General features: G+C 65.6%; 19 protein-coding genes. 8 read left to right on the forward strand and 11 right to left on the reverse strand.

Going from position 1 to position 19,847, the window contains the following annotated elements:
- Window positions 1-102: 102 nt before the first annotated feature.
- The 4 genes from rsmA to DI606_RS01815 all read right to left on the reverse strand — a co-directional run bounded on the left by rsmA (window position 103) and on the right by DI606_RS01815 (window position 5,681).
- Window positions 103-939 (reverse strand): 16S rRNA (adenine(1518)-N(6)/adenine(1519)-N(6))-dimethyltransferase RsmA, encoded by an 837-nt coding sequence (gene rsmA / locus DI606_RS01800; protein ID WP_293979302.1) that lies wholly within the window; start codon window positions 937-939, stop codon window positions 103-105.
- The gene (pdxA, locus tag DI606_RS01805) at window positions 932-1,960 is read right to left on the reverse strand and encodes a 4-hydroxythreonine-4-phosphate dehydrogenase PdxA (protein WP_293979352.1); all 1,029 of its coding nucleotides are present in this window, start codon (window positions 1,958-1,960) and stop codon (window positions 932-934) included. Before pdxA ends, rsmA begins: the two co-directional genes overlap by 8 nt.
- Window positions 1,938-3,326 carry a peptidylprolyl isomerase gene (locus DI606_RS01810; RefSeq protein ID WP_293979304.1) on the reverse strand — a complete coding sequence of 463 codons (1,389 nt, stop codon included), beginning with the start codon at window positions 3,324-3,326 and terminating at the stop codon, window positions 1,938-1,940. The genes pdxA and DI606_RS01810 overlap by 23 nt, the downstream gene beginning before the upstream one ends.
- A gap of 84 nt (window positions 3,327-3,410) precedes the next feature.
- Window positions 3,411-5,681 carry an LPS assembly protein LptD gene (locus DI606_RS01815; protein WP_293979306.1) on the reverse strand — a complete coding sequence of 757 codons (2,271 nt, stop codon included), beginning with the start codon at window positions 5,679-5,681 and terminating at the stop codon, window positions 3,411-3,413.
- A gap of 199 nt (window positions 5,682-5,880) precedes the next feature.
- On the opposite strand from DI606_RS01815, the gene DI606_RS01820 reads away from it, so the two are divergent.
- Together DI606_RS01820 and DI606_RS01825 are read left to right on the forward strand one after the other, a co-directional pair.
- A complete protein-coding gene (locus tag DI606_RS01820) occupies window positions 5,881-7,323 on the forward strand; it encodes a leucyl aminopeptidase (protein WP_293979308.1) in 1,443 nt (480 codons plus the stop codon).
- A 10-nt stretch (window positions 7,324-7,333) separates the two neighbouring features.
- A complete protein-coding gene (locus DI606_RS01825; RefSeq protein ID WP_293979310.1) occupies window positions 7,334-7,771 on the forward strand; it encodes a DNA polymerase III subunit chi in 438 nt (145 codons plus the stop codon).
- Between the two features lie 20 nt (window positions 7,772-7,791).
- Here DI606_RS01825 and DI606_RS01830 read toward each other — a convergent pair whose 3' ends face one another.
- Window positions 7,792-8,442 (reverse strand): YoaK family protein, encoded by a 651-nt coding sequence (locus DI606_RS01830; RefSeq protein WP_293979312.1) that lies wholly within the window; start codon window positions 8,440-8,442, stop codon window positions 7,792-7,794.
- Between the two features lie 155 nt (window positions 8,443-8,597).
- Here DI606_RS01830 and ndk point away from each other — a divergent pair, with 155 nt between their 5' ends.
- On the forward strand, window positions 8,598-9,020 hold the full coding sequence (gene ndk, locus DI606_RS01835; RefSeq protein ID WP_293979314.1) for a nucleoside-diphosphate kinase: 423 nt from the start codon (window positions 8,598-8,600) through the stop codon (window positions 9,018-9,020).
- Window positions 9,021-9,060: 40 nt separating this feature from the next.
- Here ndk and DI606_RS01840 read toward each other — a convergent pair whose 3' ends face one another.
- The 3 genes from DI606_RS01840 to DI606_RS01850 all read right to left on the reverse strand — a co-directional run bounded on the left by DI606_RS01840 (window position 9,061) and on the right by DI606_RS01850 (window position 11,324).
- On the reverse strand, window positions 9,061-9,924 hold the full coding sequence (locus tag DI606_RS01840) for a sulfite exporter TauE/SafE family protein (RefSeq protein WP_293979354.1): 864 nt from the start codon (window positions 9,922-9,924) through the stop codon (window positions 9,061-9,063).
- 67 nt (window positions 9,925-9,991) lie between these two features.
- A complete protein-coding gene (locus DI606_RS01845) occupies window positions 9,992-10,648 on the reverse strand; it encodes a hypothetical protein (protein ID WP_293979316.1) in 657 nt (218 codons plus the stop codon).
- A gap of 1 nt (window position 10,649) precedes the next feature.
- The gene (locus DI606_RS01850; RefSeq protein WP_293979318.1) at window positions 10,650-11,324 is read right to left on the reverse strand and encodes a glutathione S-transferase family protein; all 675 of its coding nucleotides are present in this window, start codon (window positions 11,322-11,324) and stop codon (window positions 10,650-10,652) included.
- Between the two features lie 43 nt (window positions 11,325-11,367).
- On the opposite strand from DI606_RS01850, the gene DI606_RS01855 reads away from it, so the two are divergent.
- Window positions 11,368-12,351 (forward strand): DUF2520 domain-containing protein, encoded by a 984-nt coding sequence (locus tag DI606_RS01855; protein ID WP_293979320.1) that lies wholly within the window; start codon window positions 11,368-11,370, stop codon window positions 12,349-12,351.
- On the opposite strand, the gene DI606_RS01860 is transcribed toward DI606_RS01855, so the two are convergent.
- On the reverse strand, window positions 12,324-13,409 hold the full coding sequence (locus tag DI606_RS01860) for a catalase family protein (RefSeq protein ID WP_293979322.1): 1,086 nt from the start codon (window positions 13,407-13,409) through the stop codon (window positions 12,324-12,326). The genes DI606_RS01855 and DI606_RS01860 overlap by 28 nt on opposite strands.
- 266 nt (window positions 13,410-13,675) lie before the next feature.
- Here DI606_RS01860 and DI606_RS01865 point away from each other — a divergent pair, with 266 nt between their 5' ends.
- Window positions 13,676-14,341 (forward strand): SDR family NAD(P)-dependent oxidoreductase, encoded by a 666-nt coding sequence (locus DI606_RS01865; RefSeq protein WP_293979324.1) that lies wholly within the window; start codon window positions 13,676-13,678, stop codon window positions 14,339-14,341.
- Between the two features lie 67 nt (window positions 14,342-14,408).
- On the opposite strand, the gene DI606_RS01870 is transcribed toward DI606_RS01865, so the two are convergent.
- Window positions 14,409-14,945: a hypothetical protein gene (locus tag DI606_RS01870; protein WP_293979326.1), complete on the reverse strand. Its 537-nt coding sequence runs from the start codon at window positions 14,943-14,945 to the stop codon at window positions 14,409-14,411.
- A gap of 299 nt (window positions 14,946-15,244) precedes the next feature.
- Here DI606_RS01870 and DI606_RS01875 point away from each other — a divergent pair, with 299 nt between their 5' ends.
- The 3 genes from DI606_RS01875 (at window position 15,245) to DI606_RS01885 (ending at window position 19,160) form a co-directional block, all read left to right on the forward strand.
- On the forward strand, window positions 15,245-15,586 hold the full coding sequence (locus DI606_RS01875) for a hypothetical protein (protein ID WP_293979328.1): 342 nt from the start codon (window positions 15,245-15,247) through the stop codon (window positions 15,584-15,586).
- An 80-nt stretch (window positions 15,587-15,666) separates the two neighbouring features.
- Complete coding sequence (locus DI606_RS01880; RefSeq protein ID WP_293979330.1) at window positions 15,667-18,027, forward strand: TonB-dependent receptor; 2,361 nt, start codon at window positions 15,667-15,669, stop codon at window positions 18,025-18,027.
- Window positions 18,028-18,245: 218 nt separating this feature from the next.
- Window positions 18,246-19,160, forward strand: coding sequence for an AraC family transcriptional regulator (locus DI606_RS01885; protein ID WP_293979332.1), 915 nt, complete (start codon window positions 18,246-18,248; stop codon window positions 19,158-19,160).
- On the opposite strand, the gene DI606_RS01890 is transcribed toward DI606_RS01885, so the two are convergent.
- Window positions 19,161-19,517, reverse strand: a complete 357-nt coding sequence (locus DI606_RS01890; protein ID WP_293979334.1) for a nuclear transport factor 2 family protein — start codon at window positions 19,515-19,517, stop codon at window positions 19,161-19,163. It lies immediately after the preceding gene.
- Window positions 19,518-19,847: the final 330 nt, after the last annotated feature.

The raw sequence follows: 19,847 nt of genomic DNA on the forward strand, positions 1-19,847 counted from the left end.
GTCGAGGATAAGGATACAGCGAAGTAGACAGTTGCGCGCATATTTTCATCGGTGCGCCGGCGGACGTTTTCGACGGCATTCGTGCTTCGAAATCACGAACGGTCAGCGGCCGAGCAAGCGCGCGGTGGCGACGAATTCCTCTATGGACAGGGTTTCGGCGCGGCGTTGCGGGTCGATGCCGAGGGACGCCAGTGCGTCGAGCGCGCCGGGCAGGCCCTTGAGGCTTTGCCGCAGCATCTTGCGGCGCTGGCCGAACGCGGCGGCGGTGAGGCGTTCCAGATGCTTGAGCGCCACCCCTTCCGGCGCGGGCTTCGGGGTCAGGTGAACGACCGCCGACATCACCTTGGGCGGCGGGGTGAAGGCGCTGCGGTGCACCTTCATCGCGATGCGCGCGTCGCTGCGCCACTGGGAGAGGACGGCGAGGCGGCCATAATGGTCGGTGCCCGGCTTTGCGACGATGCGTTCGGCGACCTCCATCTGGAACATCAGGGTCAGCGTCGACCACCAGGGAAGCGGGGTCCAGTCGGCGGACAGCCAGCCGACGAGCAGGGGCGTGCCGACATTATAGGGGAGGTTGGCGACGATATGCGCGCCATCGCCCGCTTCGGCGTGCGCATCGACCTTCATCGCATCGTCGGACAGAATGCGCAATTGGCCGGGAAAGGCGTCCTGCAACTCGGCGAGGGCGGGAAGGCAGCGGTCGTCGCGTTCGACCGCGACCAGACGCGCCCCGGCCCGCAGGATGGCGCGGGTGAGGCCGCCGGGCCCCGGACCGACCTCGAACGCGGGCTGGCCGTCGAGCGGACCGGGAATGGCGGCGATACGATCCAGCAACTGTTCGTCGAGCAGGAAATTCTGGCCCAGCGCCTTGCTGGCGGCAAGGCCGTGGCGCGCGATCACTTCGCGCAGCGGGGGGAGCGCCGGGCGGGTCTCAACCATGGGCGAGGCGAGCGCGGGCGGCTTCGGCGGCCATCTTGAGCGCGGCCATCATCGCGCCGGGATTGGCGCTGTCGGTCCCGGCGATGCCGAAGGCGGTGCCATGGTCGGGCGAGGTGCGCACGATGGGGAGACCCAGCGTGATGTTGACGCCTTCGTCGAAATTGAGGGTCTTGATCGGGATCAGCGCCTGATCGTGGTACATGCACAGCGCCGCGTCATAGGTTTCGCGGGCGCGGGCGTGGAACATGCCGTCGGGCGACAGCGGCCCGACGATTTCCATCCCCTCGGCCTGAAGCTGTTCGACGGCGGGGCGGATCACGTCGATCTCCTCCCGCCCCAACGCGCCATTTTCGCCCGCATGGGGATTGAGCCCGGCGACGGCGATGCGGGGGCGGGCAATGCCGAAATTGCGTTGCAGCCCCTTGACCGTGGTCAGCGCCCGCGCGCGGATGAGGTCGACAGTGAGCGCGGCGGACACGTCGGCGAGCGCGATATGGATGGTTACAGGCACGACCTTGAGCGACGGACCGGCGAGCATCATGACGGCATTGTGCGCGGAAACGCCGCAGCGTTCGGCGATGAATTCGGTCTGGCCGGGATGGGTGAAGCCGACGCCGTAAAGCTGTTCCTTGCCGACCGGCGCTGTGACGATGCCAGCGGCCGACCCCTGCCGGGCGAGGCCGACCGCGACTTCCAGCGACTGGAAGGCCGTGCGCGCACCGTCCTGCGTCGGGGTGCCGGGCGTTACGGGATGGCTTTCGCCGATCTGGAGGACGGGGAGCGCGCGGGGGAAGACGGCGGCGGCCTGCGCCGGTGTCTCGATCGCCTCGATGGGCCCCAGCCATACCGCGCGCAGCGACGCGACGTCGCCGACCGCGAAAAAGGGCGGCAGGCCGCGCGCTTCGCGCATCACCCAGCTTTTGGCGACGATTTCCGGCCCGATCCCCGCCGGGTCGCCGAGCGGAACGGCGAAAGGGGCGGGGTCGGGCAGGGCGGGATCAGTTATATTCGATGACGGCATCACGGCGAAGGTCGCGCAGATAGATGCGCGCGCGCTTGTTGACTCGTTCTTCCTCCAACTGCGCCTGAATCTGTTCGGCATTGGGCGCGCCGGCGGAAGCGGGATCGTCGCGGCCGCAGACCACGAGGACGCGAACGCCTTCGGTGATCGAGCCGAAGGGCGGGGTCGACTGACCGACCTGAAGGTTGAGGAGAATGTCCTGCAACTGCGGCGGAAGGTCGCGGACCTTGACATTGTCGTTGTCGACCACGTCCGCGCCGATCTTTGCGCCGATCTCGTTGGCCTGGCCGCAGCCCTTGATCTCCTTGATCGCGGCGGCGAAGCTCGCTGCCTTGGCGCTGGCCTGTTCCTTCGTCGTGCCCTTGGGGAAGAGCACCGACAGCTGCTTGAGGCTGAGCAGCGAATCGCGCGGATCGGCGGTCAGCACCTTGCGCTTGTCCATGACGTAGAGGATCGACACACCGCCCACGGTTTCGATGGGGCCTGCGATCTGGCCGACCTGCATTTCACTGGCGGCCTGCGCCAGTTCGGCGGGAAGCTGCGCGGGGCGAATCCAGCCAAGGTCGCCGCCGACCGCCGCGGTCGACGCTTCGGAAAATTGGCGGGCATAGGCGGGGAAGCTGCCGCCCTTCTGGATCTGTTCGATGATGTTGCGCGCATTGGCGACGATCTGCGCCCGATTTTCGGGCGTGGCGGACAGATAGATTTCGCCGACGCGGAATTCGTCGCTGCCCTTGGCGGCGTTGAGCCGGTCGACGACCGACTTCACTTCTTCTTCCGACACGTTGACGAAGGGCTGGATGTTGCGGCGCAGGAGGCGGCTCCAGGCCAGTTCGCCCTCGATCTGGCGCTTGATGCTGGCCGAAGAGCTGCCCTTTTCGCGCAGATAACTGTCGAACTGGGCGGGCGACTGGCGGAAATTGGCCGCCACGCGCTCATAGCTCTGGTTCACTTCCTCGGGCGCGATCTTGATGTCGTTGGCGGCGGCTTCCTGGATCTGGAGCGTTTCGTCGATCAGGTTGCGCAGCACCTGCACGCGCAGCCGCTCCTTTTCCTCGTCCGACACCTTGCCGCCGTTGGCGGTGATGATGAGGGCCAGCCGCTGGTCCACGTCCGTGCCGGTGATGATGCGCCCGTTGACGATGGCTGTCGCCTTGCGGACATTGGGATCGCTCTTGCCGAAGAGCGTGAGATCCTTGGGCAGGTTGAGCTGCTGCGACGCGACATCGTCGCGATCGTCGTCGACCGTCTGCGCGCGCAGCGGCTGGAGGCCCGACCCGACAAGCACCGAGGAGAGGAGCAGCATGTTCAGGCCCGGACGGACGCCGCGTACGAGGCGGCGGGGCGAGAAGGGGGCAGGCAGCATCTTGCGCAATGATCTCCAATCGGGTCCGGAGCGTCATGCTCCGGTCCGCCTTAACCGGTCCTGACAGGGGCGGGAGCCTGTTCCTTATATGCCAATATTGCGGAAAGCTAGACGAAGCTGGAAGCTGTTGCCCTTTCGCGCGTCGCCATTGGCCTGATAGTTGCGGACCCAGGTGAAGCCCAGCGTCAGGCAGTCGTCCTCATAGGCAAGGCCGAGGCGGTGGCGCACGGGCTGGTAGCCGTCCGCCATGCTGATCGGGTCTTCCTTCTTGTCGGTGAGGTCGATGACGGTGGAACCGAAGACCGACCAGAAGCGGGCGAATTGCGCGCGCGCGCCCATGCGCAGTTCCTCGCGGTCCTGGAGATCCTCCAGGCTGGCGAGCGCGTTGCGGTTAAGGCGCAGATAGCCGACCATCACATAGGTCTTGGTGCTGCCCACGGTCGCGTCGATTTCGTTGCGGCGGACGGCGAAGCTGTCCTTGTCGAGCCGGTAGCGATGGGTGAGGCTGATGAAATTGCGGTAGCGGATCGTGGTGCGGCCGACGACGTCGGAGAATTTGTCCGACAGCCCGGTGCCGTCCGGCAGGATGCTTTCGCGGCTCGACAGGCGATAACTCTGCCCGATCACCGCCTGGAGCGAGAAATGCGGCAGGTCGAGGCCATATTCCATGCCGTAGGTGACGCGTGAGCTGTCCTCGAACCGGTCGTAGCCTGCAAAGCGGTTGAGGGCGAAGAGGTTGCTGTCCTCCAGATCGACGGCGCGGGCGTCCTCGTTGGGGATGCGCAGGTTGGCAAGGCGGGGGGCGGCGACGATCTGGACGCGCGGGGCGATACGCTGAACCCCGCCGAACGCTTCGCCCATGAACGGCCAGCGCATGTCGACCGCCGCGGCGGCGATGCCGCGCCCCTGCCAGCCCGGCTCCCCGGCATAGGCGGGGATCGCGTTCTGGGCGACATCGTTGCTGTGATAGACGTCGCCGCGCAGATAGCCGGTGAAAGTCACTTCCTGCCCGAGGCCCGTCAGCTTGCGCAGGTTCCATTCCGCCGCCGCGAAGGCGCGCTGCGTGTCCTGCCCGCTGGTGCGGGAGATGGCGAGCGTGTTCGCCTGAAGCTGGATCACGCCGCCCAGCCACGGGTCGGCAAGGCGCAGGCGGTAATCCATCACGGGCAGCGCGATCGGCTGCTGCCCCTGCGAATCGCCCTGGCGCAGGGTCTGGACCGCCCAGCCGCGCAGCGAGAAATAGCTGTCGTCGCCGATCCGCTGCACCCCCAGCGTGCTGCGCAGACGGTCGTCCCGGCTGATGTCGTAGCGGCGCAGGAAGGTACGGTCGGTCGCGACCCGGATCGACCCGTCGAGGCTCCATTCCGGCGTCAGCTGCATCGCGCCGCTGGCATCGAGATAGCCGCGAATGCCTTTTTCAGAGTTGGCGTCCACCGGATCGAGACCGCTGATGCCCACGCGCCGCCCGTAGGTGGCATAGCCCGTCACCTGATAGGCGCCGCGGTCGTAGAGATGGCGGTAATTGCCCTCCAGCATCGGCAGCACTTTGGAATAGACGTGCGGCGTGACGGTCAGGTCGCGGTTGGGCGCAAGTTTCGTATAATAGGGCACCGCCACTTCGAAGCCGTTGTTGCGGTCGTAGCGGATGTTGGGGACCAGCAGCCCGCTGCCGCCGCCCTCGCCCGCCGGGTGGGACAGGCCGGGCAGGGGGATGAGCGGCAGGCCGAACAGTTCGACATTGGCGTTCTTATAGGTCACGCGCTGGCGCACGGGATCGTAGACGACGCGGACGGCGTTGATTTGCCAGGTGGGTTGTTTGGGGCAGCCGTCGCTGTCCTCGACCGAACAGCCGGTGTAGGCGGCGCGGTCGAGCGTGTAGACGCCGTTCACCCGCGTGCCCTTCACCGCCGCCAGCCGCCCACCCGACTGAAGCACGAGCAGCATATTGTCCACCACGCCGTCCTTGAGCGTGTCGGTCACGTCGAACCGGTCGCCATAGGCGACGTTGCCGTCCGCATCGATGACAGAGACATTGCCCTGCGCCTCCACCTTGCCCGTGGTGCGGTTCCACACCACCCTGTCGGCGCGCAGGCGGTTGCCTTCCCGCAGCAACTGCACGCCGCCGCTGGCCGTCACGACTTCGGCATTGCTGTCATATTGAAGCTGGTCGGCGGCAAAGCCGATCTGGTCGTCCGCCGTGGGCACGGGCGCATCAGGCGCGCTGATCGGCGTGGCCGGTTCGTTGAGGCGCGGTTCGGGCGCCTTGTCCTGCGCATGGACATGCGGCGCGAGGCCAAGGGCCGCACCGGTCAGGAGAACAGCGCGCAGGGACGGGGAGAACAGGGCGTTTGGCAAGCGAAGGAGCCTTATCGTCGGGCTTATCTGACTTCCGCCTATCGCAGGACTTGCTCCTTCGCAATCGCTGCTGAACCTGCGGGCAGGGCAAAATCGGTCGAACGACCTTTGCCACGGCGGCAAAGCCACACTATCTGGCAGGCAAGAGCGCGGCGTTCCGCCGCCTTACTCTACACGCCGACAAGAGGATAAGAGCCCGATGGACATTCGCTTCGCCCCGACCCGCCCCGACGCCGACACGCTGGTCCTTGCCGTACAGAAGGGCTTTAGCGCGCTGCCGCTGGCGGCTGCGTCGACCCTCAGCGCAGGGGCCGCCGCGTCCCGCTTCACGGGCGAGGCGGGAACGAGCTTCGAAAGCTTCGTCGAGGAGGGCGGCAAGGCGGTGCGCGTGCTGCTGCTGGGCACGGGCGCTGGCAGCGTGCAGGACATGGAGAAGGCGGGCGCGGCGCTGACCGCTAAGCTCGCCACCAGCGGGGCCGCGCACGCCGCCGTCGAGTTCGTGGGCGACGCGAGCGGCGACCTGGCCGCCGCGCTGGCGTTCGGCGCGCGGCTGCGCGGCTGGCGCATCGACACGTACCGCACCAGGCTTCCCGAAAAATCTAAGCCCACGCTCAAGACGCTGACCATCGTCGCGCAGGAGGCGGATGCCGCATGGCAGGCGCAGGACGCCATCGCGCAGGGCGTCGCCTTCACCCGCGAACTGGTGTCGGAACCGGCCAACATCCTCTATCCCGAAAGCTTCGTCGAGCGGTGCCGCCATCTCGCCGACCTCGGCATCAAGATCACCGTGCTCGACAAGGCGGCGATGGAAGAGCTGGGCATGGGATCGCTGCTGGGCGTGGCGCAGGGCTCCGTGCGCGAGGCGCGTCTGCTGGCGATGGAATGGGACGGGACCGGCGGATCGGGGATCAAGCCGGTGGTCTTCGTCGGCAAGGGCGTCACCTTCGACACAGGCGGCATCTCCATCAAGCCGGCGGCGGGCATGGAGGACATGAAGTGGGACATGGGCGGCGCAGGCGCGGTCGCGGGCGCGATGAAGGCGCTTGCCGGACGCAAGGCCAAGGCCCGGGTCGTGGGCATTTGCGGCCTCGTCGAAAACATGCCCGACGGCAACGCGCAGCGCCCCGGCGACATCGTGACATCCATGTCGGGGCAGACCATCGAGGTGCTGAACACCGACGCGGAAGGGCGGCTGGTGCTGTGCGACGCGCTGACCTGGGCGCAGCGGACCTACGATCCCGAAGTGATCGTCGACCTTGCCACGCTGACCGGCGCGATGGTCGTGTCGCTGGGCCATGAATATGCGGGCATTTTTTCCAACGACGACGGCTTGGCCGGCGACCTGATCGCCGCAGGGCAGGCGGTGGGCGATCCGCTGTGGCGTTTTCCGCTGTCGCCCGCCTACGACAAGCTGATCGACAGCCCGATTGCCGACATGAAGAATATCGGTCCGCGCTACGGCGGGTCGATCACGGCGGCGCAGTTCCTCAAGCGGTTCATCGAGGACGGCGTCAAATGGGCGCATCTCGACATTGCGGGCATGGTGTGGGCGGACAAGCCGGGCGGCACGTGGGACAAGGGCGCGACCGGATATGGCGTGCGCCTGATCGACCGTTTCGTCGCCGACCGGTTCGAGCGCTGACGCGCGGGCGATGCAGGTCGACTTCTACCAGTTGAGCCGCGATCCGGTCGAACAGGTGCTGCCCGCGATTGCGGCGCGCGTGCTCGGCCTCGGCGCGCGGCTGCTGGTGGTGGCGGGCGAGGACGAGCGGCTGGAGCGGATATCGCAAGGGCTGTGGGCCGGGCCGCCCGAAAGCTTCCTCGCGCATGGGCGGGCGGGGGAGGAGCGGGCGGCGGCGCAGCCCATCCTGCTGAGCGAGCGGTGCGAGGCGGCGAACGGCGCGCGTCACGTCGCGCTGGCCGACGGTCTATGGCGTGAGGAAGCGCTGGGGTTCGAGCGGGCTTTCTACTTTTTCGACGCCGACACCATCGCTGGCGCGCGGACGAGTTGGCGGGCGCTGAGCAAGGCCGACGGGGTCGAGCCGCGCTTCTGGCGGCAGGAGGGCAGGAAGTGGGTGCAGGGCCCCTGAGCCCTGCTGCTGCCGGGATATCATTCCCTTGCGGGCAACGGTCCGAGCCAGAGGGCCTGAAGCAAAAGGCACAGGCCAAAGCCCACCGCCATCCACAGCGCCTGGAACCCGATCAGGCGATAGGCGCTCGCGCCGGCGGTCGCACCGGCCATCAGGCCCAGCCACAGCAGGAAATAGGGCATCCATCCCAGGCGCGGCCCGCCCGTCAACGCAGCGGTCAGATGCTGCGCGAACTTGACGAGCGTGCCGGTCATGTAGGTGACGCCCACGCTGACTTCGCCGTCGCGCTGGAATATCGCGTTGGCCGCGCCCATCGCGCCCGCCACCAGCAGGGTCGCAGGCGTCGATCGGCCGACGAGCGTTTCGGCAAGGCATCCCGCCACGAGGAGGCAGAGGACGATGGCTAGCACCGCAGGCTGGCGCCAGCGGCCCGCCGCCTGTCCGCCCACCGTGCCGGTCATGACCCCGACCACGAACGCGGCGATGAGAGCGCCTGCGAACAGGCTGCCGTGGATCGGCGTCGCCACCCCGGCGGCCATCCGGGTCGAATTGCCGCTCATGAACGATACGAACATGCCGCCCAGCTTCAGGAAACCGAGCGCATCGACGAAGCCAGCCAGTGCAGCCAGGCCGATGGCCAGCAGGCGGGAGCGATTTTCATAACGGCGCATCGTGCGAACCCCTGTCGTCGGACATGACGGGCGGAGAGCTACCCCTGCCCCCAGCCTCTCCGCAAGGCCGTTGCGCGCCGCCCCCTTGCGGTGCAGCACGGGCGCGTCTAAAGGGCGCGCAACTTTCTTTCCAACAATCCGGAGTATCGAGGGCCATGGCCGTCACGCGCACCTTTTCGATCATCAAGCCCGACGCCACGCGCCGCAACCTGACCGGTGCGGTCACCGCGAAGCTGGAGGAAGCGGGCCTGCGCGTCGTCGCGTCCAAGCGCATCCGCATGAGCCGCGAGCAGGCCGAGGGCTTTTATGCCGTGCACAAGGAACGCCCCTTCTTCGCCGACCTCGTCGCGTTCATGATCTCCGGCCCGGTGGTCGTGCAGGTGCTGGAAGGCGAGGACGCCGTGAAGCGCAACCGCGACATCATGGGCGCGACCAACCCTGCCAATGCCGACGAAGGCACGATCCGCAAGGCATTCGCCGAATCGATCGAGGCGAATTCGGTCCATGGGTCGGACAGCGAAGAGAATGCGGCGACCGAGATCGCCTATTTCTTCAAGCCCGAGGAAATCGTCGGCTGATCGCCGCGATCCAGACCCGACGACGAAGGCCCGGCCGCTGTCAGAGCGCGCCGGGCTTTTTCGTGGGCACGACAGGCGGGGCGGCGTGGACGCGATGCGGTTCGGGCGTGCGGGCCTTCACGAACAATTGCCACGACGATATCGCCAGCACGGCGGCGAGCAGCGGCTGAAGCAGCCGGTCGGGTGCCCGCGAGGAGAGGTAGCTGCCGACGATCACGCCGGGGATCGACCCGATGAGGAGGTTGGTCAGCAGCGTGCCGTTCACGTCGCCCATCAGCCAGTGGCCCGTGCCCGCGATCAGCGCGAGCGGCACGGCATGGGCGATATCGGACCCCACGATCCGCGACACCTGAAGCCGGGGATAGAGCGTCAGCAGCACGGTGACGCCGATGGCCCCGGCGCCGACCGACGACACCGTCACCGCCGCGCCGAGAAATGCGCCCAGCAGCGTCGTGCCTGCCAAGATCGCCGTCCTCGATTGGGGCAGGTCGACCGCGTTGCGGTGCCGGAACAGCCAGCTGCGCGCCAGCACGCCCACGGCGGTGAGCGCCAGCAGGCAGGCGAGCGTCGTCAGGATGATCTTTTCGGTGGACTGGCCGATTTCGCCGACATGCCTCAGCAGGATGAGCGTGAGGATCGCAGCGGGCACGCTGCCCAGCATCATGCGCCTGACGATGGCCCAGTCCACGCTCTCGCGCGATCCGTGGACGGCGGAGCCCGCGATTTTGGTGATGGCGGCAAAGAGCAGGTCGGTGCCCACCGCCGTCTTGGCCGAATAGCCGAAGAAGAGGACGAGGAGCGGGGTCATGAGCGACCCGCCGCCCACGCCCGTCAGCCCGACGAGCATTCCCACAAGCAGCCCGGCCACGGCATGGAAGACGTCGATGGATCCGATCATGGTCATCATGGCTCCATCGTCCAGTAGGAGCCATGCGACAAAGCGCTTTTAGGTTTCAGGGCGCGAAGCAGGGCTAGGGCCGCCGGGCAGACAGGCGCGTCCAGCGCGCATCGACCGCCGCCTGCGCGCCGGACGCCGACAGACCCTTCACGCGCGCAATGCCGCGCAATGTCACGCGATGTCCTGCGATCCAGCCGCCCTTGATGCCGTAGCCGATATCGTAGAGCGCGACATCCTCATGCGCTTCGCCGCCCACGGTGAATCGGGTCGCAATGGCGACGGGCAGACGTTCGTCGCCCACGCTTTCGTCCGGCAGCTTGGCTTTCGCGCGCGCTCTCTTGAGCGTGCCGTCGAACCAGCCCGCCTCGATCCGGGCGTCCCCGCTCGTGTCCACGGGGGATAGGGCAAGGGCAGAGGGAAAGCGGACGGTCTGGCTCTGGACGATCTGGCCGGGATCGCTGGGGGCAAGGGCGATGCGTCCATCCTCGACCGAGGCGGCCCGCAGCACCAGCGTCGCGGCGCGGGCCGACGCCTTGCGGCTTTCGACCGCTTCCCGGTCGCGCTCCTCGCGCTTGTCGGCCCAGTTGAGATAGAGCGTGACGGCGGAGATCAGCACGGCGAGCACCGCGACACCTTCGCCCAGCGTAATCCAGCGGCGGCGAATGGCGGCAGCCTCCGCCGCGCGGGCGGCCTTGCTTTCGGGCGGTGCGTTAGATGTGGGGTCGGTCATGTCAGGCAATCTGGGGCGGCATTTCGAACCGGTCGATCACCCAGTCTTCCGCCTGCGCGCCGCCGATCCATTCCTGCATCCAAGGGTGCGCGACGATCGCGCGCATATAGGCTTCGGCGAAGCGGGCGACGGGCAACTGGTAAGTGATGAAGCGCGTGACGACCGGCGCGAACATCAGGTCCGCGGCGGAAAATGCACCGAAGAGGAAATCGCCGTCGCCGCCATGGCGCGCACGCGCCTGCGCCCAGAGCTGCATGATGCGGGCGATATCCTGCACAACCGGTTCGGAGGGCGGCACGGCGGGGTAGAACCGGCGGATGTTCATGCTGTGCTCGCGCCGGAGCGCGGCGAAACTGGAATGCATTTCCGCCGCCATGGAGCGGGCCATGGCGCGCGCGGCCGGATCGACGGGCCAGAACAGGTCGCCTTGCGTCCTGTCGTTCAGATATTCGACGATGGCCAGGCTGTCCCACACGACGACGTCGTCGCCGTCCCAAAGGATCGGCACCTTGCCCGAAGATGGGGCGAATTCGTCGCCCTCGCGCCGCTTTTCCCACGCTTCGTCATAGAGGGGAACGGTGACTTCCTCGAACGGCAGGCCGGACAGCTTGCACGCCAGCCAGCCGCGCAGGGACCAGCTCGAATAGGCCTTGTTGCCGATAAAAAGTTTCATCATGGCATAAGAGATTAAAGCGCAGCGGCAGGAAGTCGAGAGCGGCATGGCGGATTTCGGTACGGATTTTTGGGCAGGGTGCCGGATCGGCGTCGTGGGGACGGGCCGGGTGGCGCGCGCGCTGGCGCTGGCGCTGGCGCTGGCCGATCCCGCGGGGAAGCCGGTAGGGATATGGGGCCGCGATGCCGCACGCCGCGATGCGGCGGTGGCGGCTGTGGGCGGGCAGGGGGCAGAGACGCTCGCCGCTCTTGTCGCGCGCTGCGACATCGTTGCGCTGGCGGTGGCGGACGATGCCCTGGACAGGGTCGTGGACGACCTTTCGAGCGCGGTGCGACCGGGCAGCTTCGTCTTTCATGTGAGCGGGCGCAGCGGCGCGGGCGTCCTGCGGCCGCTGGCACAGCGGGGAGCGATGACGGCGGCGATCCACCCGGCGATGACCTTTACCGGCGATCCCGTGACCGAAGTCGCGCGGATGGCGGGTGCGCGCTTCGCCACGACCGCGCCGGACGCGGCGGCGGACGCATGGGCGCAGGCGCTGGTGCGCAGAGTGGGCGGGGTGCCCGTGCCGGTCGCCGAAGCGCACCGGGCGCTCTACCATGCGGCGCTGTCCCATGCGGCAAACCATCTCGTGACGCTGATCGCAGGTGCGCGGGATGCGCTGGCAGCGGCGGGAGTGGACGATCCGGGTGCGCTGCTCGCTCCGTTGACGCGCGCGGCGCTCGACAACGGGCTGGACCGGGGGATGGGGGCGCTTTCAGGCCCATTGCTGCGCGGCGACGCGGGAACGGTGGCGGACCATCTGGCTGCGTTGGAACGCGACTGCCCAAGGCTGCTGCCCGCCTATCGCGCCATGGCGCGCGCGACGCTCGATGCTCTGGAGGACGGGGGCGGTGGCGGACGATCCGATATCGTGTCGCTGCTGGATGGGGGGGAGCTTAACGTTGAGGCTCCGTCGAGGTCCGGCACGTCTGCATCTTCGGGCGGAGGTCAGTGCGGGCGGCGTCAGCCGTCCGCGCCGGTGGGCTCATGATAGGGGCAGGCGTTCACCCGCGCGCGAAAATCGGCGGAATGGCGGTAAGCGTCCCTGCGGGCTCGATTGATATTGCCGAGCGGCTGGTGATCCGCGATGCCGGTCCAGACGCTGAAGCGGGTTTCCTCGTTGATCTTTCGGACATGGGCATCGCTCCAGCTGTCCTGCGCCTTGGCGATGACGGTCGCGACCCGGACGAAGGGCGCGTCGTCTTCATCCCATTCGACCGTCGGGTCCTCCACCGGCTGCTTTTCAAGGTCGCGGCACAGCTGGACGCGAAATTCCCAGACAGCGTCGAATGCGCGCATTTCGGCGCGTACGTCTTCGCGTACGGCGTTGTCGCGACCGTCCACGTCGATCTCCTTGCCCGTCAGCGCCGTCATCGCAGGGGCGACCGGCACCAGGCTGAACTTTGCGATATGGTCCCCGTATCGGAACGGCGTCGCGCTGAAATAGGTATCGCCGAGCGGTTCGGAATTGGGCGCGCCGCCCAGCGTCTTGATCGCCGCGGGCGTTTCCAGCCCGACCGCGTCCAGCACCTGCCGGGTGCCGCGCAGGACCGCCGACACCATTTTCTTCGTGCCTTCGATGCGGTCGGTCGTCTTCGCGAGCAGCTTGAGGTTGCCCAGGAACTTGTCGGCGGTCTTGGCCTGAAACACCGGACCGTTGACCATGACGAAGTCCTGCGCCGTGCCCTCAGCGCCGGGAAGGCGCGTGCCGGGCACATCGAACACCTTCATCGCCAGCCCGCGTGGCAGGCTGATCGCGTCGGGCAGGATATCCCCGGCGTTCGTCGACAGGCGTATCAGCACCTTGTGGCGGCCCGGCGTGGCAAAGAGACCCTGCGCCAGTTCGGGCGGCAGGCCGTCGTCCACCGCCAGTTCGCCTTCGAGCAGGCCGTGCGACTTGGCATGGACCGACCGGACCGCATGGCCGTAATCCTCTGCTGTACGTTCGAGGATGAGATCGAACGTATCGTTCAATCCCTCGACGGTCTCCGCCTCGTCGGGCTGAAGCTGTTCGACGCCGGGGTCGAAGCGGACGGGGGATGGAAGCATCACGGTCTCCTGCAAGATGGCGGCGGCGGCAAGCCGGTCCGCCGCATGAACGGTCAAGCGTGCGGAAGGTGCCACGCCCAGACGCTTTTGGACGGCCGGGGCATTTTGACCGCGTATCGATGGGGGGCTGCACCCCGTCGAACCGTCGCTCGGGTCGCGCACAAGACCGCGGCCTGATTGTCGAAGGTGCGAGCGATCCGAAGCGGGATGGCGCAAAGAACGGGCTTCTCTATCGCCCTGGGGCGTTCCTCTGATAGGTAGAGGGCATGAACATATTAAGGCATGTAGCGGTGATCGGCGCGTCCCGAGGCATCGGCAAGGCGCTGGCGGAAAAATTCACAGAGCAGGGCGCGACCGTGACGGCGACGGTCCGGACAATGCGGGGAGGCGGGGATCGGTCGCCCCTGCTCGACTTTTCGGACCCGGACGCCGGTCGCACGCTCGAAGCTGCGGTGGAACGCGGTACACTCGATGCGCTGGTCGTCAACGCCGGGATTTTCGGTCCGGATCATCAGAACGTCCTTCAAGCGCAGCGTGATGAGGTGGCCGATCTGTTCTGGACGAACGCGGTGGCGCCCGTACGGCTGGCCCGCCGCGTCATGCCGCTCGTCCGAAAGGGCGGTGTCATCGCCTTCATGTCTTCGCGCACCGCCAGCATCTCGCTGAATGCCGATGGCGATATGGAGCTTTATCGTGCGAGCAAGGCAGCCCTGAATTCGCTCGGGCGATCCCTTGCGATCAAGGATGCTTTACCGGCGGGCATCGGTGTCCTGATGCTCCATCCGGGCTGGGTGCAGACCGAAATGGGGGGAAGCGAAGCGCCTGTCACCGTCGCCGATAGCGTAGCGGGCCTGATCGGCGTCATCCGGGAGGCGATGGATCGACCAGATTGCCGTTTCGTCGATTATGAAGGCCATGAGCTTGGCTGGTGAAGAGGCTTGGTCGACGTTCCGGGCGATTATCGCCCGGAACGTCCGCCTTGCCAGATCGTCGCAACGCTCACGCCTTCAGCGCGGCGTCGATCTCCTTGAAGGTCCGCTGGAAGCTCGCCTTTTCAGCAGCGCTGACGAAGCCCTGTTGCCGCGCGAAGAGAACGGCCTGGCGCCGGACCTGCGCAACCTGGCGGCTGAGGGCATTGGCGCGACCGGGCGTCAGATGGCCGGCTGTCTGACGGACACGGATGCGGCGGTCGAGCGCGTCCGCGCGGGCCGCGATTTCCTGTTGGCCCGACCGATCGATCGCCAACCCCTGTCGGACCGGATGCGCTTCAAGGCCGGTGCCGCGAACCAGTGCGACCATTGCGTTCGCGGGAGACATTCGTCCCCGGACGGCGTTGCCGCGCAACTTGGTAACGTCGACATCCCGCGAGATCGGACAGTTGGTCTGCCGAGACAAGGCGTCCAGCGCCGTAGGCAGCGCCTGCGCCCGAATGTCGACGCGCACCGGATCGTTCTGGCAATTATAAGGGGCAGGCTGTGCATGGGCGGCGCTTGCGATCAGCATCGCCAGCGGGACGGCCAGAATGAGGGACTTCATAGACGATCCTCGTTACGGTTGCGGGCGGCCGACTATCCGGTCGCCATGCACTTTCAGCACGACGCCCATGAACGGGTTCTGAAGGATCGCGGCGGGGGGGAATCGAATGACAGTGGAAGCTGCAAGCGGGTATCTGCCGCAGCGGGCGACCCGCCCCCGGCCCGCCGTCCTATGCGCACCGGCAAGACCTGTCATGGGTTTGCCGCCATAACCGCCTTGCCGCTGCCGCGATCGACACGCGATCAATCCACATCGGATTTTTCGGTGATCTGCGGACAGAGATAGATACGAGCCGCTCGATGGCGTTCATCGCTGCACTTGCCATGGATAGATGCGAGTCGGAACAACGCTTGCCGCTTGCCGAGCGAACCGGCTCTCCCTCATCTTTCCGTTATAAAGAAGGTGAGGAACGATTGATGGTCGAAGCGGCGAATGCGGCGTCGAATTTTGTCGGATATCTCCGCAAAAGCTGGCCAGAAAGTTTGAGGGCGACGGTATCGCCGCTGACCTATCGGGTCACCGTACCCCGTTCGAACCGCTGCGAGCCAGGCCTTTCATCCCGCGAACATGACAGGAAACGACCCGAGCGGCACATGCAGGTCTTTGCTACCGGTCGAGGTTGCGTGATTTTTACTAAGTAATTGGGATCGGTCCAGACAGGGCACTTACGATCCAGCATGAATAAAATAACGAAAAATAAGTCTAGTTTAGGGGAGAATGTATGAAAACGATTGAAAAAGCCTGGTTATTTACCACGATATTCATGCCGCCGGCGATCTGGGCCGGACCTATCATGGCGCAGACCGGGGGAGGGGCGGTTGCCGTTGCCGCGCCCAGTCCGACCGATTCCACCGATATCATCGTGACCGCGCGGCGGCGCGAGGAAAGCATCCAGTCGGTGCCGGTTTCGGTCAGTGCGCTCAATGCCGAAGGGCTGCGCCAGCGGTCCGTCACGCAGCTCAACGACATTCGTTTCTCGGTCCCCGGGGTTTTCCTGCTGGGTGCAGGCTCCGTCGAAAATTCCACCTATACGATCCGTGCCCAGAGCAGGCCGACATCGGGCACGGGCCAGCCGGGCGTCGTGACCTACTTCGCCGAAGTGCCGCTGCCGACGACGCTGAGTTCTGCGCCGACTTACGATTTGGCCAACATCCAGGTGCTCAAGGGCCCGCAAGGCACATTGTTCGGGCGCAACACGATCGGCGGTGCGGTCCTGATCACGCCTGCGCGGGCGGAGTATGAATTCGGCGGTTATGCGCAAGCGACTTACGGCAATTACGACGCCATTTCGGTGGAGGGAGCGGTCAACATACCGATCGTCGCCGACCGCGTGGCATTGCGACTGGCCACGCGCATCGACCGGCGCGACGGGTACACGAAGAATCTGGGCACGGGAGGGGATCTCGACGACCTGCATTCGGACAGTCTGCGCGCCACGCTGAGGCTGGACCCGACCGACTGGCTGAGCAACGATTTCATCGTCGATTACCGCAAGCAGGATCAGAACAGCGCCGCTTCGGTGGCCTTCGGCGTGTTGCCCATCGCGGTGACGCAGGGCGTGGCAGGGCGCGTGACGCCGCCCGTTCAGGCACAATTGGCGCGCGGGCCGCGCGTCGTCGACTATGGAGCTTTCAAGCCGATCAGCAATGTTCGCACGCTCGGCCTGTTCAACCGCACGACGATCACCATGAGCGACAGTGCAACCCTCATAAACATTTTCGGTTTTCGCAAGCAAAGCTGGTATGCCGAACTGAACACCGACGGATTGCCCGATTTCGTGGGCATCCTCGACGCGCACAATGTCTTTCATGAGCAGCAGTTGAGCAACGAGGTGCAGTTGCGGCTGTCCCCCAGGCCGTGGGCCGACGTCACGCTGGGCGGCTTCTATCTCGACAATCGCCCCAATGGCGTGAACGGCAGCGATCTGGATCTGTTTTACGGTTCCACCAACGGTCGTTTCAAATATCAATATTATTATCAGAAGAGCAAAGCGCTGTTCGGCAATGCTTCGATCAACCTTGGCAGCCTTGCCGAAGGATTGAAGCTGAATGCCGGTTTCCGATATACGTGGGATAATTTCCGCACCTGCATCGGTGCGGGTGAATTTCAGGCGCCTTACCGGATAAAGCCGAAGGATTGTTCCGTAACCAATCCCAATTTCGCGCCGTTTTCAGGTGCCGAGATCGCGACGAGTTCCAGCGCGCCGACATGGACGATCGGCCTCGACTATCAAATGAGGCCGGACCTGTTCGTCTACGCAGTGACACGGCGCGGCTATCGTGCCGGCGGGCTCAACCAGCCGCGCCTTGGCGGCAGCCTGGCGGCGGTCCAGAGCTTCAAACCGGAAACTTTGACCGATGTCGAACTCGGCGCGAAATCCAGTTTTCGCGTCGCGGGCATGCGCACCAAGCTGAACGTGTCGGTATTCCGTGGGAAATCCAAGGACGTTCAGTTTATCGTCAGCGGCTTCAGCACCAATCTGGCGCTCTGCAATCCGGCCAATCCGACGCGGCCGTCGTCGCCCGACGGCGATTGCGACCCGAACAACGATCCGGCCAGTTCTGCGGTGCTGACCAATGTCGGCGACAAGGTTGTCAAGGGGCTGGAGTTCGAAGCGAGCATCGAACCGGTGGCGGGCCTGACCATCGGAGGCACCGGCTCTATCCTCAATCAGAAGACGACGCGCCTCGACGCGCCTGCAGCGGTCGCGTCCAACATTTCCTCCTCGACCGAAATTCCGTTCACCCTGCAGGCCAAGCACAGCTATACCGTCAACGGTCGTTACGTCGTTCCCGGCGATGTTTTCGGGGGTAACCTCGCCTTCGGCGTGGATTATTTCTGGAGCGGCAAGGTGTTGCTCAACACCTATCTCGCCCCGTCCTATGGGCTCGTCAACGCGCGCATCGATCTGAACAATGTCGGCGGGCGCGGCGTCGACCTCAGCCTCTTCATGCGCAATGTCTTCGACAAGACGGCGCTGGTCACCGGTTCCCTGATTGCGCCGACTCTCCCGGTGCTCTCCGGCATCTATACAGAGCCGCGCATGTATGGCGTCCAACTCCGCTATCGGTTCGGGGAATAGGCTTGCAATAGAAAAGGGGCTATCGCAGGTCATGGTGCCGGGCGACCTGTCTTTCGACAGTTCGTCCGGCATTTTTTCATGCCATACCGGTCACTCGATGCTTTCCAAATAGCGGGTTGGCAACGGCTCTGCACGTTGGCATCGTATGACCTGACGAACGATCCCGGCGTAAGCGGCGCGCCGGGTTAAAGCGTTCGCATATAAATGGAGAGATCGGCATGCGGAATTCGCTCAACGGCGCGGAACTGGCGCACAAGGGGGGGATGCATAACCTTGTGGAAGGCGGGGCGAGTGGCGCCGGTTTCCATTGCAGCATCTACAACACCCGGTGGAGCGATACGGGCGAGGGGGTATTCCAGTCGCCGTCTTCTTTCGTCGAGATGTTCCTCAGCCACGGATCGGTGGTCGGCGCGTCCTACAGCACGCCGTCGAGCGAGGCCGACTATCGGCCACTTGGCGACGTGATGTTCCTCACAGGCGAAGAACCGCTCTATTGCCGGTGGCGCAAGGGACGGCAACGCAGCGTATCCTGCACGTTCGACATGGCGGTGATCGGCGAACGGTGGGAACTGGACTGGGAATGGCCCGACTTCGACCGGGCACGTAGCCTGTCGGCGGGAAGCGACCAGGTCAGGATCGCCATGCGGCGTATCGCCGACGAAATATTGGCGCCCGGCTTTGCCAGTGTCGCGCGGATCGAAGCGGCCCTCGTTTCCGTGGCCACCGATCTGAGGCGGGGCATGGAAGGCCGGTCGGAGGCGGCGAAGCCTGCCGAGGAACAGGGCCAATATGTCATGTCGCCCAAACAGCAGGCGTTGATCCGGTCGATGCTGCTCGACATGAACGGGCCTGGTCCCAGCGTTCCGGAACTGGCCCGTGCCTGCGGTATGCCGGGCCGCCGTCTGGCGGAATCCTACCGCCGTTCGACGGGCGTCACCTTGCGCAGCTTCATGTCCGCGATGCGACTGGAGCGGGCGCAGACCCTGCTGCGAACGTCCGATTCTCTGGTGAAGCAGATCGCCTACGACAGCGGCTTTGGAAGTTCGTCCGCCTTCGTCGCTGCGTTCCGGAAGGCGACGGGCATGACGCCCGCCGCCTATCGTGAACAGACCGGGATGGGACGGTTAAGCTGACTATTGATAGTAGCGGGCGTGAAACGAACCGTCCTCGTTGAAATGATAGGTTTCGATGGTCAGCATGTCGGACTGGCTGCCGTCCACGAACACATTGGCCATCAGGGCCGCGGCCTCATGGCCGTTCACGAACAGGTTGCGCATGTCGATGCGCACCTTGCCCGCTGCCCGTTGCCACATCGCTTCCAAAGCCTCCCAGCCCTTGTGGACGCCCGAATTCGCGGGGCTTTCGAAGCTGAAACCGCCGGGGCAGAAGTCGTGATACAGCGCGAAGAAGGCATCGTGATCGGCCGCGTTCCACAAGGCGGCCTGTTGTTCGATGAACTGCCGGATCTGTTCCGATGTCGGGGCGGCCATGATATTCTCCTCAAAGATGCAAGCGGCGGTGACGCCGGCTGATGGCTGTGTGGCATCTTCGACCCTGGGGCGCGAGGTGCCGGGCGCGTCGTTGACGTGCAAGACTGTAGGCGAAATTCTGGTGCAACTGGGCGATATCGATGCGGCCCGGCGACATAGGCCTTCCTTGCCCGCTGCCGGGGGGGCGCTAGACCTGGAAGTCATAAGAGCGGACGAAGAATCGTCGCGATATTAGAGCGGTTTTCGACCGTTCTGAATCGGTCTGGGATTCCCTTCGGACGCGATTTCTGATTCAGAATCCGTGCTGGTGAAGGAGGCCGGCATGGATGG

It is taken from the genome of Sphingobium sp. (assembly GCF_003248505.1).
Taxonomy (GTDB): Bacteria; Pseudomonadota; Alphaproteobacteria; order Sphingomonadales; family Sphingomonadaceae; genus Sphingobium.

Coding starts and splice junctions, on each gene's coding strand:
- DI606_RS01820 (WP_293979308.1), top strand. CDS start 5,881: ATGGACATTCGCTTCGCCCCGACCCGCCCCGACGCCGACACGCTGGTC.
- DI606_RS01845 (WP_293979316.1), bottom strand. CDS start 10,648: ATGACCGACCCCACATCTAACGCACCGCCCGAAAGCAAGGCCGCCCGC.
- pdxA (WP_293979352.1), bottom strand. CDS start 1,960: ATGCCGTCATCGAATATAACTGATCCCGCCCTGCCCGACCCCGCCCCT.
- DI606_RS01870 (WP_293979326.1), bottom strand. CDS start 14,945: ATGAAGTCCCTCATTCTGGCCGTCCCGCTGGCGATGCTGATCGCAAGC.
- DI606_RS01860 (WP_293979322.1), bottom strand. CDS start 13,409: ATGCTTCCATCCCCCGTCCGCTTCGACCCCGGCGTCGAACAGCTTCAG.
- DI606_RS01890 (WP_293979334.1), bottom strand. CDS start 19,517: ATGGCCGCCCCGACATCGGAACAGATCCGGCAGTTCATCGAACAACAG.
- DI606_RS01810 (WP_293979304.1), bottom strand. CDS start 3,326: ATGCTGCCTGCCCCCTTCTCGCCCCGCCGCCTCGTACGCGGCGTCCGT.
- DI606_RS01885 (WP_293979332.1), top strand. CDS start 18,246: ATGCGGAATTCGCTCAACGGCGCGGAACTGGCGCACAAGGGGGGGATG.
- ndk (WP_293979314.1), top strand. CDS start 8,598: ATGGCCGTCACGCGCACCTTTTCGATCATCAAGCCCGACGCCACGCGC.
- DI606_RS01840 (WP_293979354.1), bottom strand. CDS start 9,924: ATGACCATGATCGGATCCATCGACGTCTTCCATGCCGTGGCCGGGCTG.
- DI606_RS01880 (WP_293979330.1), top strand. CDS start 15,667: ATGAAAACGATTGAAAAAGCCTGGTTATTTACCACGATATTCATGCCG.
- DI606_RS01850 (WP_293979318.1), bottom strand. CDS start 11,324: ATGATGAAACTTTTTATCGGCAACAAGGCCTATTCGAGCTGGTCCCTG.
- rsmA (WP_293979302.1), bottom strand. CDS start 939: ATGGTTGAGACCCGCCCGGCGCTCCCCCCGCTGCGCGAAGTGATCGCG.
- DI606_RS01865 (WP_293979324.1), top strand. CDS start 13,676: ATGAACATATTAAGGCATGTAGCGGTGATCGGCGCGTCCCGAGGCATC.
- DI606_RS01825 (WP_293979310.1), top strand. CDS start 7,334: ATGCAGGTCGACTTCTACCAGTTGAGCCGCGATCCGGTCGAACAGGTG.
- DI606_RS01875 (WP_293979328.1), top strand. CDS start 15,245: ATGGCGTTCATCGCTGCACTTGCCATGGATAGATGCGAGTCGGAACAA.
- DI606_RS01830 (WP_293979312.1), bottom strand. CDS start 8,442: ATGCGCCGTTATGAAAATCGCTCCCGCCTGCTGGCCATCGGCCTGGCT.
- DI606_RS01855 (WP_293979320.1), top strand. CDS start 11,368: ATGGCGGATTTCGGTACGGATTTTTGGGCAGGGTGCCGGATCGGCGTC.